12 protein-coding genes are annotated in these 14,147 nt (G+C 64.7%); all 12 read right to left on the bottom strand.

The window, feature by feature from the left end; translation table 11 throughout:
- Positions 1-145 precede the first annotated feature (145 nt).
- The 12 genes from QZ408_RS06515 to QZ408_RS06460 all read right to left on the bottom strand — a co-directional run bounded on the left by QZ408_RS06515 (position 146) and on the right by QZ408_RS06460 (position 14,142).
- Positions 146-2,803: an oligosaccharyl transferase, archaeosortase A system-associated gene (locus QZ408_RS06515; protein WP_292490420.1), complete on the bottom strand. Its 2,658-nt coding sequence runs from the start codon at positions 2,801-2,803 to the stop codon at positions 146-148.
- Between the two features lie 93 nt (positions 2,804-2,896).
- Entirely contained in the window at positions 2,897-4,030 is a 1,134-nt protein-coding gene (locus QZ408_RS06510; protein WP_292490419.1) for a glycosyltransferase, read from the bottom strand.
- Positions 4,031-4,040: 10 nt separating this feature from the next.
- Complete coding sequence (locus QZ408_RS06505; RefSeq protein WP_292490497.1) at positions 4,041-5,138, bottom strand: DegT/DnrJ/EryC1/StrS family aminotransferase; 1,098 nt, start codon at positions 5,136-5,138, stop codon at positions 4,041-4,043.
- 2 nt (positions 5,139-5,140) lie between these two features.
- Positions 5,141-5,734 carry an acyltransferase gene (locus QZ408_RS06500; RefSeq protein WP_292490418.1) on the bottom strand — a complete coding sequence of 198 codons (594 nt, stop codon included), beginning with the start codon at positions 5,732-5,734 and terminating at the stop codon, positions 5,141-5,143.
- Positions 5,731-7,470, bottom strand: coding sequence for a glutamine--fructose-6-phosphate transaminase (isomerizing) (glmS, locus tag QZ408_RS06495; protein WP_292490417.1), 1,740 nt, complete (start codon positions 7,468-7,470; stop codon positions 5,731-5,733). Before glmS ends, QZ408_RS06500 begins: the two co-directional genes overlap by 4 nt.
- Positions 7,471-8,625: a bifunctional sugar-1-phosphate nucleotidylyltransferase/acetyltransferase gene (gene glmU, locus QZ408_RS06490; RefSeq protein WP_365995680.1), complete on the bottom strand. Its 1,155-nt coding sequence runs from the start codon at positions 8,623-8,625 to the stop codon at positions 7,471-7,473.
- A 1-nt stretch (position 8,626) separates the two neighbouring features.
- Positions 8,627-9,826, bottom strand: coding sequence for a bifunctional sugar-1-phosphate nucleotidylyltransferase/acetyltransferase (gene glmU, locus QZ408_RS06485; RefSeq protein ID WP_292490416.1), 1,200 nt, complete (start codon positions 9,824-9,826; stop codon positions 8,627-8,629).
- A 1-nt stretch (position 9,827) separates the two neighbouring features.
- Positions 9,828-11,099 (bottom strand): phosphoglucosamine mutase, encoded by a 1,272-nt coding sequence (gene glmM, locus QZ408_RS06480; RefSeq protein WP_292490414.1) that lies wholly within the window; start codon positions 11,097-11,099, stop codon positions 9,828-9,830.
- 37 nt (positions 11,100-11,136) lie between these two features.
- On the bottom strand, positions 11,137-11,742 hold the full coding sequence (locus QZ408_RS06475; protein WP_292490413.1) for a hypothetical protein: 606 nt from the start codon (positions 11,740-11,742) through the stop codon (positions 11,137-11,139).
- A 1-nt stretch (position 11,743) separates the two neighbouring features.
- Positions 11,744-12,355, bottom strand: a complete 612-nt coding sequence (locus tag QZ408_RS06470) for a cyclase family protein (protein ID WP_292490412.1) — start codon at positions 12,353-12,355, stop codon at positions 11,744-11,746.
- Positions 12,355-13,020 carry a protein-L-isoaspartate(D-aspartate) O-methyltransferase gene (locus tag QZ408_RS06465; protein WP_292490411.1) on the bottom strand — a complete coding sequence of 222 codons (666 nt, stop codon included), beginning with the start codon at positions 13,018-13,020 and terminating at the stop codon, positions 12,355-12,357. The genes QZ408_RS06470 and QZ408_RS06465 overlap by 1 nt, the downstream gene beginning before the upstream one ends.
- 30 nt (positions 13,021-13,050) lie before the next feature.
- Positions 13,051-14,142 (bottom strand): SufD family Fe-S cluster assembly protein, encoded by a 1,092-nt coding sequence (locus tag QZ408_RS06460; RefSeq protein ID WP_292490410.1) that lies wholly within the window; start codon positions 14,140-14,142, stop codon positions 13,051-13,053.
- Between the last annotated feature and the right edge of the window lie 5 nt (positions 14,143-14,147).

Raw genomic sequence — 14,147 nt, 5'->3', positions numbered from 1 at the left:
GGTGGCCAGGACCGGGGCACGCCATCGCACGTTGTCGGGAACTCCCGAGAGGGCTACCCGCAACCGGGAGCCCGACTCGGGGTGAGCCTCCATGTCGTGCCGGGTAAAGACGTCACCGTAAATGACCGAAGAGCGCATCCTCGTTTTAATTGATGGTGCGTCCCTGCAGGATATCTTCTTCGGTGACGTCGAACGTCTGCCCGGTGCCCACGATCCGGTACGGTCCCGTCGTCTTCACCTCGCCCGACCACCCGGACGTCGCATACGGGACAATGAATGTGCCGTTTACGCTCTCCTGCCGGTAGGTGAACGCCCGACCGGTGTTCGTCACGACCGGCGCCTCGATGATCCCGTTGCCCTTGATGTGAGCTCCCGGGACGTACTCGAAGATCTTGACGGCTTTGAGGTCCGGCCCGCTCGCGCCGGTGGTGCCGTAGACGTTCTGGGGGCTCTCGTGGACGAGCCGGTAGTGCTGGAGCGCCGGCACCCGTTCGACCGGGTGGAGGATCGAGTCGCCCCGGTACTGGTAGTACATGTTCAGGAGCGTGGCATGAGAGCCCGCCGGCGCGTTCCTGTTGTATGCCTCCACCGCCGCCGCCGCAGCGGTGGCGTTCATCTGCTCGGTGCGCGTGATGACGGGGAGCGAGGCGTTCGCCGTGCCTGCGTCGCGATACTCGGCGTAGATCACCTGCAACGTCGGGTCGGCCATGGACCCGTCGAAGTTGTGGAGGCGGGAGACCATCGTCAGGTAGTATTCCTGGCTGTAGAACGGCACCGCCTGGTAGCTCGTCGCGGCCGTACTCGTGGGGACGAAGAACTGCGGTTCGAAAGGACTCCTGCCCACGTCCGGGTCTGCCCAGGTCGCCGGGGCGTGGAACTTCCCGGTATCGAGCTGGATATCGGTGACGACGTAGCGGGTGCCGATGTTGTCGAGGATCTTGTTCGCGGTCTCTTCGTCGGTCGCGACGAAGTACCGGGCCGATCCGTTCGGGCCGGCAACCCCGTGCTGGAAGGGGTTGTTGTTCGGGATTCGTTTTGCGATGAGGGTGATCCAGTGGCCGTAGTCCCACCAGGACATGACCCCGTAGGCGTCCTCAGGGTAGGTGAAGGTGTTCTGGTCGAGGATGGCGGTGTAGTCGACACCGGGGTTGGGGGTGTTTGCACCCATCCACTCGAGCGCTTCCATCCACTGCGAGTCGACGCCGCCGTACCTGGCGTTGTTCGCCAGGGCAATGTTCGCCTGGAGGGAACACCCCGCGAAGAGGAGCGTCACGACGACGACCGCGATGAACGCTCCTGCTTTCAGGTAGTCCGGCTGGTCTTTGGAGGAAGCCTTCGGCTTTCTGGCCTCCGGGGCTTTCCCTCCCTTCTTCCCCTTTCGTGGCGGCTCTTCCCGCTTCTCCGCAGCTGCCGGGCTTGCATGAGCGGCTGACGTTGCCGTTCCCGCGAAGCGCGTGACGTCTTTCCACCCTATGTTCAGGACTGCGCCTGCAAAGACGGCGGAGAGCAGGGCGACGTTGACAGCAAGGTAATACTCGTACCGGACGTGCGCCATCGTCGAGGCGAGGATGATCAGCGTCCAGACGAGGATGAAGACGTGGGCGGGGTTCACCTTCTCGCGGCTCCACCAGAGCAGGAAGGCGATCCCGCCCGCCATAAGGAGGAGGCCCCAGTTGAACGCTGCCCAGGCCATATCGAACGACCAGGCCCGTGCCTCCAGGACGGTTGTGGTAACCGGCTGCTCGCCGAAGAACGCGAAGAGGCTTGCGATCAGGAGGTTGTAGACGTCAGGCAGGGCGATGGAGAGCGCCGCCACGACGACGACCGCGATGCCGGCGAGCGCTGCCGGGAAGTAGTACTTCGGGCGCCCGCGGAGGTAGGTAGCAAGACCGTAGAGCGCGAGCGTCCCTGCGATGAGGGCGGCGGAGGCGATGACGTGCCCGACGGTGTAGCGGGAGAGGTCGAAGCCGGGGTGCGGGAAGCCGAACGCCACTGTCCCGATGATCACGACACCGAAGGTGACGACGTTCACGAGGACCAGATAGTCGCTTGACCGGTCCTGGAAGTAGTCCAGGAGGAACTGGATCAGGGTGAACGCCGTCACGATGAGCGCGAAGAGGATCATCGTCGGCATGTTGAAGTACCCGAGGAGGTACCCGACGCCCGCGAGCGTCGAGGCGAGCACCGGGGCCTTCAGGCTCTCGACCGTGAGGGTTCCGCGATCCTTGAGGGAGAACGGGTGGTCGCGGGTGACGAGCAGCGCCGTGACGTAGGCGAGGACGAAGATCGTCGAGAAGAGCGTCTCCGCGATATGGTGGTCGACGAAGCCGAAGAGGGAGCGAAAGGCGTAGTTCCCGCTGATGACCGCGATGAGGCCTGCCGCGATGAGGCCGGTCTTCCAGTCCGCGATCTTCTTTCCGAGCAGGTAGGTGACCGGCACCATCGCCGCGCCCATCAGCGGCGGGACCCAGGACGCCACCACCATGATCTCCGGCCGTGTCGCTGCGCCGGTGAGGACGCAGAGCGTCGATAGGATCTCGATGAAGAGCGGCCCCCAGTAGATGACGTCGCCGGTCGGGTAGAGTGTCATCGCGTCGAACCAGGCGTAGCCGGGGAAGTTCGCGACGGTCTGTTCGACCTGACGGAGATTGTACCAGGCGTCGTTTTCCAGGAGATTGACGCCGTCGGCGGTCACCAGACCCTCTGAAGGGATACCTCGCGTCCAGAACGCGAGCAGGGTGAACAGGACGATAAAACCTATGATTATATACGGTCGGTATTTTCCGAGATCCACGTGAGCCATTGGACCCTCCTTGTTACAAACCAGTATCCCTTCGAGCCATTAATAACCTTGGCGTGCCGGGGGTGCTCAAAAACGAAGTGATTTCCGGAGTTTTCACGTCAGTCGTGCAAAGACCTTCTCGAACGCCTCGGCCTTCTTCTTCCAGCTGTGCTCCTCCACGCCGGCGGGCGTTCGGCCCGGGTTGTGGGCCAGTTCGTCAACCTTCTCGATGAACTCCTCTCTCTCCCGGTAGACGGCGATGCTGCCGCCGCCCATCCGGAGCATATCGGGGATGGGGGTGGAGAGGATCGGTTTCCCGCAGGCCGAGTACTCGAAATACTTGTTGGGGAGAGCGATATCGACCCATTGGGGGGGCGAGAGCGGGATGAGGCAGAGGTCCATCGGCGCGATGTAGCCGGGGAGGTCGCAGTAGTCGACGGCGCCGGTGAAGTGCACCTGCCGGCTGACACCGAGGTCCGCCGCGAGGGCGCGCAGTTCGTCCAGGTAGCCGGTGAAGAGCGAACCGCCGACGATCAGGAGTTCTGCGTTCCCGTGCCGCGCGAGGATCTCCGGGAGCGCCCGGATCACCTCGTCGAGGGCGTACCACCGCTCGACGGCGCCTGCAAACCCGAGCACGAAGGCGTCCGGGGCAATCCCGAGGGCTGAGCGCATCTGCCCACCGTCCATCGGCCGGAAGAGGTCGGTGTTGACGCCGTTCGTGATCAGTTCCGCCTCGTAGCCGTAGCTGTGGAGTTTCTCGACAAGCCCGGGCGAGACCGTCGTGATGACATCGCTATGGTTGAGGTTGTAGCGGGTTACGGCGAGGACGCCTTCCCGGAGCAGCCACTGCACGGCCGGGTTTTTGTAGTAAGCGGCGGCGGAGTCAGGGAACCAGTCTTTGAGGTCGAAGACCACCGGCACGCCGGACTTCTCCGCCGCACGGACCATCGCCGTCCCCGCGAGGACGTGGGCGCCGACGACGACGTCGATATCGTAGTCGCGGATGATACCGCGGATGACCCGGTAGTGGCAGGGCGCGTTCAAGGTGTAGTGGAGGAAGGGGCTCTCGACGGCAAACCGCGTCGCTTCGTGGACGTGAAGGCGGGTCTCACGTTCCTTTCCCCTGCTGACGTGGAAATGGGGGACGTGGATCTCATGCCGCGTCGCGAGCTCCTCGAAGATATTGTGGTGCCTGGAGGGGATCGGGTGGTGGATGTAGTCCTGGGTGGAGACGAGCAGAATTCTCATGGGTATCGAGTTATGGGCCCCGGAGTTCCCGGATCACATCGCAGATGTACGCCAGTTCATTGTCCGTCACCGACGGGTGGACGGGCAGGCTCACGACCGAGGCCGCAAGGTCGTCAGATACCGGGCATACGACGTCCCCGGACGCACTCCGGTAGACCGGCTGCCGGTTGACGGGGATGGGGTAGTGGACGGCGGTGCCGATCCCCCAATCCGCAAGCGCGCTCATGAACGCGTCTCTCGTGAGCGGGTAGCCGGCGGGGATCTTCACCACATACTGGTGGTAGACGTGCCGGACGCCCGGCGCCACGTGGGGCGTGACGAGTCCCGTGCCCGTGAGGTGGTGGTCAAGGTACCGGGCGTTCCTGGTCCGGCGCTCGTTGAACCCCTCGAGGCGGTCGAGCTGCACGAGGCCGATGGCGGCGGCGATGTTCGTCATCCGGTAGTTGTAGCCGACGACCGAGTGAAGGTACTTCCGGCTCTGCCCGTGGTTGATGAGGAGCCTGACCCGCTCGGCAAGGGCGTCGTCGTCGGTCGTAACCATGCCCCCTTCCCCGGTGGTCATGTTCTTTGTCGGGTAGAACGAGAAGCAGCCGATGTCGGCAAGGCTCCCCGCCCTTCTCCCGTGATACTCCGCGCCGTGCGCCTGGGCCGCGTCTTCGATCAGGGTAAGATCATGGTCATCACAGAGATCGCGGACGGCACCGACGTCGAACGGCTGCCCGAAGAGGTGGACCCCGACGATTGCCCGGGTGTCGGGCCGGACGAGGGCTGCGATCGATTCCGGGTCGATGTTGAACGTCGCGGGGTCGACGTCCGCAAAGAGGGGGGTCGCCCCGCACATCGAGACGCTTGACGCCGTCGCAAAGAACGTGAACGCCGGGACGATCACCGAGTCGCCGGACCCGATGCCCGCGGCAAGGAGGGCTGCATGAAGCGCCGCCGTCCCGGAGTTGACGCCGACCGCGTGCCGGGCACCGCAGTACTCCGCAAAGCCCGATTCGAACTCGGTGACGACCGACCCCTGGGCGAGCATCCCCGACCGCATCACGCGGCCGACGGCCTCGACCTCCTCCTCCCCGACGAGCGGCCGGGCGACGGGGATCTCCAGCGTCACCGTCTTGCCCCCGGAGGCAGCGGCCGGAACCGTGCCGGCGTGCCCACCGCAAGCATCCCCGGCGGGACGTCCTTCGTCACCACCGCGCCCGCGGCGACGAACGCCCCCTCCCCAACGACAACGCCGGGAAGGACCGTCGCGTTCGCACCGATGACGGCATCGTCCCCGATCACCGGTCCGCGGAGCCCCTCGCGGGGGCCCGGCGGGTAGCGGTCGTTCGTCAGCACGGCGTTCGGGCCGACGAAGACCCGGTCGCCGATCCGGGCGCCGGTCGGGATGTAGACCAGGCTCTGGAGGCGGACGTCGTCACCGATCGTGCAGTCCCCCTCGATCACCGCCGCCGTCCCTATCGCGACACGGTTGCCGATGGTGGTCTTCTCGCGGATCAGCACATTATGGCCGGTCTGGAAGGCGTCGCCGATCACGACGTCGCAGTAGATGACGGTGCCCGACCGGAGAACCGCATTCCTCCCGATGGTGACGCCCGGGTAGCCTTCCTCTCCCATCCGGTCGCGGGAGGGAAACCCGAGCGTCACCGGCTCAAATATCGTCGCCCCTTCGCCGAGGGCGTTACGTCCATACTCAATCATTCAACGGTCACGCTCTTTGCCAGGTTCCGGGGTTTGTCGACATCCCGCTGCAGGGCGCACGCGGTGTGGTAGGCAAGCAGCTGGAGGGCGACCGATATGGTCAGGACCTGCACCAGAAGGTGTGTGTTCGGTATAGGGATGAAGATGTCCACGATCTCGGCGAGTTCTTTATCGCCGTCCACCCCGAGTGCGATGACCGGGGCTTTGCGGGCTTTCATCTCCTTGATGTTCGAAGCCATAACATCGTAGGTCGGTCCGGGGGTGCAGATGGCGACCACCGGCGTCTCCGCGGTGAGGAGGGCGAACGGCCCGTGCTTGAGTTCTCCCGCCGCATACCCCTCGGCGTGGACGTAACTGATCTCCTTCATCTTCAAGGCGCCCTCCATCGAGACCGGGTAGAACGGCCCCCTCCCGACGAAAAAGACGTGCTCCGCCTTCGAACAGAGGGCAACCGCCTCCCTGATCTCGCGGATGAGGACTTCGCCGATAGCGAGGTGCGCGTGCGACAGGACGTCGTCGAACACCCCGTCGCAACGCGCGTTGACGATCTGCATCAGCGCCGCAAGCTGCGCCGTGTAGGACTTGGTTGCTGCGACGCCGATCTCGGGGCCGGCCCGCATCAGGAGGGTCTTATCCGCAACCCGGGTGACCGTGCTCCCCTGCACGTTGGTGATCGCAAGCGTTGGACAGTTGCGGGCTTTCGCCATCTTGAGGGCGGCGATCGTATCCGCGGTCTCCCCCGACTGCGAGACCGCGATCACGAGGCCGTGAAGGGGCGGGGTGAAATACTTGAACTCAGACCCCATCTCGACCCGCACGGGGAGATTACAGAGCGGTTCGGCCAGGTATTTGAAGACAAGGGCGGTGTGGTAGGACGTCCCGCACGCGACCAGCGTGATCTCGTCGGCCTCCGTGACCATCTGCCGCACGTGGTCGTCGATGCCCGCCCGGATGGTCTCGTAGAAGGACTGGGGCTGTTCGAAGATCTCTTTCAACATGTAGTGGGCAAACCCACCCTTCCGGGTATCCTCGACGCACCAGCTGATCAGCTCGACCGGGCGCTCCACCTCCCGGCCGTCGTGGTAGATGGTGTAGCGGTCGGGGGTGAGATCGGCAATGTCGCCGTCCTCGAGGTAGACCACGCGCTCGGTATACTCGAGAAGCGGCGTCATATCCGAGGCGGCGAAGACCTCGGCGTCGCCGACACCGAGGACGAGCGGGCTCGCGTTCCTTGCGGCGACGATTCTCTGGGTGTCCGCTGCAATCGCGAGGACGGCATACGAGCCCTCGAGCAGGGGGAGGACTGCGTTGACCGCCGCGAGGAGATCGCCGTCATACCGCTCCTCGACGAGGTGGGCGATCACCTCAGTATCGGTCTCGGACCGGAAGGTGTGGCCCCGCCCCTGCAGTTGCCGCTTCAGTTCGCTGTAGTTCTCGATCACCCCGTTATGCACCAGGGCGATCCTCCCCGTGCAGTCGGTGTGCGGGTGGGCGTTGATGTCGCTCGGTTCTCCGTGGGTGGCCCACCGGGTATGCCCGATCCCGGTATACCCGGCGAGATAGGCCGCCCCCGCCTCCCCGTCGGAGATCCGGCCCACCTTCTTGTAGATCTCGATCGCGCTCCCGACCGTTGCGATGCCAAACGAGTCGTAGCCCCGGTACTCAAGCCGCTTCAACCCCTGGATCAGGACCCCTGTTGCGTCCCGCCTTCCGATGTAGCCGACAATCCCGCACATCTACATCACCCGGGTGCCGTCTTCGATGAGGCCGACCACTGTCTTTCCCCGTTCAATGGTAACATTGTTACCGGCAATGCAGTTCTTAAATGTTGTGAAGGGTGCCGCGCGGACCCCGTCGCCGAGGACTGCGCCGAATTCCTCCTTCTGGACCCGCTCCCCGACCTCGATGAAGCTTGCTGACGGATAGGTGGTGGTGTGGTCGGCGAGGATGCATCCCTGGCCGAAGACCGCCGAGACGATCCTCGAATGGGACCCGATCCTCGCGTCGCTCATGATGAGCGAGTCGCCGACGTAGGTGAACGGCTCAACCTCCACCCGGTCGCCGATGCTCACATCCGGCATGATCACGCAGTTCGGGCCGATGGTGCAGTTGTCTCCGATGGTGACAGGGCCGTAGATCACGGTGTTCGGGCCGACGGTCGTTCCGGTGCCGATACGCACCGCGCCCCGGCGGACGACGGATGCATCGACCGTCCCGCCGATCTCGGGCGCGATCCCTTTGAGCATGCGGCTGTTGAGTTTCAGGAGGTCCCAGGGGTAGATGGCATCCTGCCAGTCATCCGCCGGGATTGCGCGTATCCGGCGGCCCGACGCGATCATCGCGGCGAGGGCGTCGGGGATCTCGTTTGTCCGGAGGTAGGAGAAGACGTCGGGCGCAAAAGAGTAGATTCCGGTCGATACCGTGAACGTCGGGGCATCCTCGGGTTTCTCGATGATCTCGCGGGCGAGGCCGTTTCTGATCACCACGACCCCGAAGTTCGAGGGACTCGGGTGCTCGGCCACGAGCATGGCGTTTCGCTCCTTCTTGATCCGGGCGATCGATTCCGCGTTGATGTAGTTGTCGCCGGGGAGAACGAGAAAGTCGCCCGTGATCTCCGATTCGGCCGCCCGGAGGGCGTCCGCGGTCCCGAGCTGCCGTTCCTGCACGACGACCTGGATCGGGGCGTCGAGCTTGTTGAGGTGCCGGATGACGTCCTCTTTGCGGTACCCGACCACCACGACGATGTCGCGGATCCCGTTCTCCAACAGTGCGTCGATGACATACTCGATGATCGGCCGGTTTGCGACCGGGAGCATGGCTTTGGGCTTGCTCCGCGTGAGCGGCCGGAGGCGGCTCCCCTCTCCTGCTGCTAGGATGACTGCCTGCATCATATCACCTGATGACCGACCCTTCCTCGATGCACCCCTCCACGAGGGAGTGGGGGGCTACTCGCGTGTTGCTGCCGATGAGGCTCCCGACGTTGACCGAGCAGTTGATCCCGAAGAGGACGTTGTCGCCGATGATGGCGCCGAACTTCCTCCGGCCGGTCGTCTTCCCGCAGACCTTCACCGCCGCGTTGTCGTGCCTGAGGTTCGCGACCTTGGTGCCGGCGCCGAAGTTGCACCCGCTCCCGACGATGCTGTCGCCCACGTAGTTGAAGTGCGGGATGTTCGTGGACGCCATGATGATGGAGTTCTTGATCTCGGTCGCGTGCCCGATGTGACAGTTATCGCCGATGGCGGTTGAACCCCGGAGATAGGCATGAGGGCCGACGACGCAGTTCTCGCCGATGACACAGTGCCCCTCGATGTAGGTCCCGGCCCGGATAATGGTCCCTTTGCCGATGCTGACCGTGTCGGGGACGGTGCACCCTTCCTCGACGGTGCCGCCCTGTTCGTGGTGCAACGAGGAGAGGAGCGCCTCGTTTGCGTCGAGGAGGTCCCACGGCTGCCCGACGTCGAGCCAGTATTCCAGCGGGTGCGCGGCGAGCGTTCCCTCCCTGATGTAGGACTCGAGGGCGTCGGTCAGCTCGAACTCGCCCCGGCCCGATATCCTGACCCCGGCGAGGAGGTCGAAGATATCAGGGTCGAAGAGGTAGGCGCCCGCGTTGATCAGGTTGCTCTTCGGGTGCTCCGACTTCTCCTCAAGACCGGTGATGCGGCGCCCCTCCACGGTCACCACGCCGTAGTCCTGCGGGTGGTCCGTCTCGTGGATCCCCATGCAGGGGGCGCTCATCCGGCAGAGTTTCTCGATATCGCTCCTCTTGAGGACCATATCGCCGTTGAGGAGGAGGAACCGGCCGTTGACCATCCCTGTCGTCGCCCGGAGGGCGTCTGCGGTCCCGAGCTGGTGCCGCTGGGTGACGTACGCGATCTTCACGCCGAGAGCGCTGCCGTCCCCGAAATGATTCCGGATCTCACGTTCGAAGTACCCGACGACGAAGACGAAGTCGGTGATCCCTGCGTCCCTGGCCGCGACGACCAGATGTTCCATCATCGGGCGGTTGGCGATGGGAAGCATCACCTTCGGGCGCCGGGCGGTCAGGGGGCGCATCCGTTTCCCCTCTCCTGCTGCCAGAACGACACACTGCATACTATTCACTCCTCCTCTCTCCTGAAACACGTTTCGCTCTCTCGAGGGCGGTGTGCCCCGCATCGAGCATCTCTTTTGCTTTTTCGGGCGTCTTTCCTTCGGCCGTGATCCGGACCTTCGGTTCGGTGCCGCTTGCCCGGATCAGGTACCAGCCGTCGTCGTCGTCAAAGCGGACCCCGTGCGTCGGTTCGTCGGCCCCGATCGCCGCCATGATCTCCCGGGGCGAGGCGACGCGGTAGGACTCCCGGAGGAGGGTATACCGGGGCATCCGGTCGAGCTCTTCGGCGATCGACCACTCCGACGCGATCTCGCAGAGCAGGGCGGCGGCGTAGATCCCGTCCGGGCAGTAAGAGTGCCCGGGGAAGATCCAGCTCCCCGACGCCTCTCCGCCGAAATCTCCCCAGGAGAGGAGTTCTTCGGAGACGAAGGTGTCGCCGACCGGCGTGCGGCGGACCTCGGCAACCTCCTCGATCGCCATCGAGGCATCGACGGTGGTAACCACGTGCTTCCGGTCGAGGTATTTCGCAAAGAGCATAAGGAGGTGGTCTCCGTCGATGTAGCGGCCCCGCTCGTCGAACGCCATCATCCGGTCGGCGTCGCCGTCGTGGATCACCGCGCACCCGGCTCCCCGCTTCCGGACAATCTCGCCGATGTAGGGGAGGTTTGCCTCGAGCGGTTCCGATGGACGGGCGAACCGGCCCGAGACGTTGCAGTTCAGCCCGATGACGGTCGCCCCGGCCTCGCCAAGGAGATCGGGGGTGATGACGCTCCCCGCACCGTTGCCGCAGTCCAGCACGACCGTGACCGGCCGGGAGAGGCTGACTTCGCCGAGGATCGCATCCCGGTGCATGGCAAGCGCATCGACGGGAGAGACGTGCCCCTGCTTATCCCACCCCTCCCAGTGCGATCCTTCGAGCGTCTCCTCGATCGCCGCCTGCTGCCGGCGGGTGAACGACGACCCGTCGGGGTTGAGCAGTTTGACCCCGTTGTAAGGCTCGGGGTTGTGTGAGGCGGTGATCATGCACCCTGCATCCGCATCACGCGTCGCGTAAGCGACCGTCGGTGTGGGCGCGATGCCGCAGGTGAAGACGGTTGCACCGGCCGAGAGCATACCGGCGATGACGCAATGCTCCAGCAGTTCGCTTGTTGTGCGGGTATCCCTGCCCACGACGATGCCCGGTGTGCCGTCTGCAGCGGCGGCTCCGATGCGGAGCGCGAGATCGATGAGGCCGGGGCCGAACTCCTGCCGGATTCCGGAAGAGCCGAATAGCATACTCCTGTATAATCCTTTCTTTCCTAAAAAAAGGTATTCATCGCCCGTAGGGGCACCAGTGCTCGAGATTGATGAGGCCGCTGACCCCGGCGGTCGACGGTCCGAGAAAGATTATCCGTTTCTTCCCCCGGCAGTCGTCGATGCAGGCGACTCCGGCGTCTGTCGTCATGCCGTCGCCGGCGACCAGGAGGAGGTCGGCAGCTTCCGGAGAATCGACCACCTGGTCTTTGAAGGCCCGCTCGAGCACCGGCATCGGGCCGACAAGGTAGACGCGTTTCCCGGCAATCTCGCGGGAGAGGTCTGCAAGGCAGGGGGCGTAGCAGTCGGGGGTGCAGGGGCGGAGTTTCCGCGCGAGACAGAGGAACGCCGAGACGGCGTTGATGATCACGCTCGCCGCCGCGCGCTGCTTCTGGTCCGTGAGCGGCGCGCCGAACATGAAGGAGATCCGGGTCCTGGCCCGGACCGGCTCGTTCGTGACGAACTGCCCGATCTGTCCGCCGAAGTGCCCCTCCATGCAGACTCCCCTCGGGTACTGGCAGACGTCCGTGTCGTAGTTCACGCCGAGTTCGACGATACCGTCCTCGCACCCGCTGTCCGCGAGGACATGCTCAAGTCTCCTGATCGCATCGTGGAAAAAACTCATGCTACTCCTCTCTATCTTTGTTGCAGAGGATCGCCCGCACCGGCGACCCGTCGGCGCCGGCAAGGCGCATCGGGAGTGCCACCATATGGTAGTCTCCTTCCGGCACGGCTGCAAGGTCGAGCAGTTCGAGAACGACCATCCCGCTCCCGAGCAGCCGGCGGTGGACCGAACCATCGCCGCTGAACGCCTCGATCGATGGTGCGTCGGTCCCAAGGCAGGTGATCCCTGCTTCAACGATGAGGTCTGCCGCTTCAAGGGAGAGCGCCGGGTACCCGGGGTCGAACTGCTCCCGCCTCGAGAACCATGTCTTCAGGAGAAGCGTCCGGACGCCCGCGAGGCGCCCGGCGAGGCTGCCGGGACCGATGACCGTCTCCACGTCGCTGCAGTCGAGCACCCGCGCCGATCCTGTCAGGACATCGAGCGGGATCTGGTCGACCGTCCGGCCCCCCTCCAGGTAGTGCGACGGCGCGTCGATGTGCGTCCCGGAATGCGTCCCGATGGTCATCTCCGTCACGCGATACTGCCCGTTGTCGATCTCGCGGAACCGGGGCCGGATATCTCCCGGGTAGAGGATTGCGTCCGCCGAGAGGTCGCGGGTGATGTCGTAGATCATCACAGGAACCCTTCCCCCCGCCACCCGAACTGCCCGATCAGCGGCACGAAGCAGACGCCGCCGAGCGGGATCGTCTCCACCACGCCTCCTCTTCTCACGAGTTTAATGAGGTCCTGGCAGTCTCGCGGGCCGATGGGAGCGATCAACCGTCCCCCTTCGGCGAGCTGGTCGATCAGGGGTTCCGGGACGGCCGGCGATGCCGCCGTGACGATGATTGCGTCGTAGGGCGCTTCCGGGGGATAGCCCTTCGTGCCGTCGCCGACGACCACCCTGACACCGGTGACCCCCGCCCGGGCGAGGTTCTCGCGTGCCCTCTCAGCGACGCCCCCCAGGCGTTCGATCGAGATGACCGTCCCGGCGAGCTCGGCGAGGAGCGCCGCCTGGTAGCCGCTGCCGGTCCCGATCTCGAGCACCCGGTCCTGCGGCGCGAGTTCGAGCTGCTCGGTCATGACGGCGACGATGTAGGGCTGGGAGATGGTCTGCCCCTCCCCGATCGGGAGCGGCCGGTCCTCGTAGGCGGCACGCTCGCAGCCCTTCGGCACGAAGAGGTGGCGCGGGATCTTTCGCATCGCGGCAAGCACCCGTTCGTCCCTGACTCCCCGGGCCCGAATCTGGCACTCCACCATCTCCTCGCGCTCCCTCTGGTAGGGGTCGGTCTCCGTCATCTCTTCTTCACCGTCATCTCCTGTTCTTCGTCAGAACCCGGATTCTGCTTTATCGATCGCGGCGTCGATCTGCTTCTGCAGGACGGCAGGCAGACCGCTGATCTTGACATCCAGGAACCCGCGTATAATGGTTGCGGTAGCCTCCTCTTCGGAGAGCCCCCGGGCCATGAGGTACTCGATCTCGTGACGGGCGATCTTGCCGACCGCGGCCTCGTGGGAGAGTTCGGTGCCGGTCAGCGTCCCTTCGATCTCGGGGATGGCGTGGATGATGCCGTCTTTCAGGATCAGCCCCTTGCACTCGATGTGGCCCCGCGTGTTATCCTTCTCGCCGAGGATGTGGCCCCGGGAGATGATGGTGCCGCCGGTGGTGATCGCCCGGGTGATGAGCTCGGCGCTCGTGTGTTCGGCGCCGAGGATGGCCCGGGAACCGAGGTCGAGGAGCGAGCCCGGGGTCGCGACGACGATGCTCGAGAACCGGGCCACGGCGTTCTTCCCGACCAGGCGCGCCGTCGGGTACATGTTGATCTGGTGAACCGGCTGCATGCAGACGTAGTTTGAGAGGAAGATGCCATCCTCCTCGATGATGGTGGCGCTCCGCGGGAAGACGCTGATCCCCGGGTTCCAGTTGTGGATCATCGTGGACGTGACCCTGGCGCCTTTGCCGACATAGATCTCGGTCACGCCGATGTGTGCTCCGTGCTCTTTCTGCCAGGAGCTCGCGCAGCCGGAGATGATGTGGATCTCTGAGCCCTCTCTTGCGATGAAGATGTTGTGGACGTGCTGCACCGGCTCCTCGCGGAGGAAGAGGCAGGCCTGGAGGGGCATCGCGACCTTCACGCCCTCATGAGCGATGACGACGAGGCCCTGCGGGCTCTCCTGCTTTGCCAGGTACTGCGTATACTTGTCCTTGTCCTTTGAGACGGCGTTCCAGTAGTAGTCCTTCACCCAGTCGTACTTCTCGAGGGCGGCCTTGATGGGGAGCATCTCGATCCCCTCGGCCCCGCAGGTGGTCTGGACCACCTTCTGGTCGATCTGGAAGAAACTCCCGCACCGGTTCTGCATCCCGACCTCAAGGCCGGTCAGGGCGAGGCGTTCCCGGTCTTCTATCGAGAGGTGCTCCATGTCGG

Origin of the sequence: Methanoculleus sp. 10, assembly GCF_913757945.1 — an archaeon.
In the GTDB taxonomy this organism is placed as follows: Archaea; Halobacteriota; Methanomicrobia; order Methanomicrobiales; family Methanoculleaceae; genus Methanoculleus.
The sequence above is the reverse complement of the archived record's forward strand: the minus strand, read 5'-3'. Positions and strand labels throughout refer to the sequence as shown.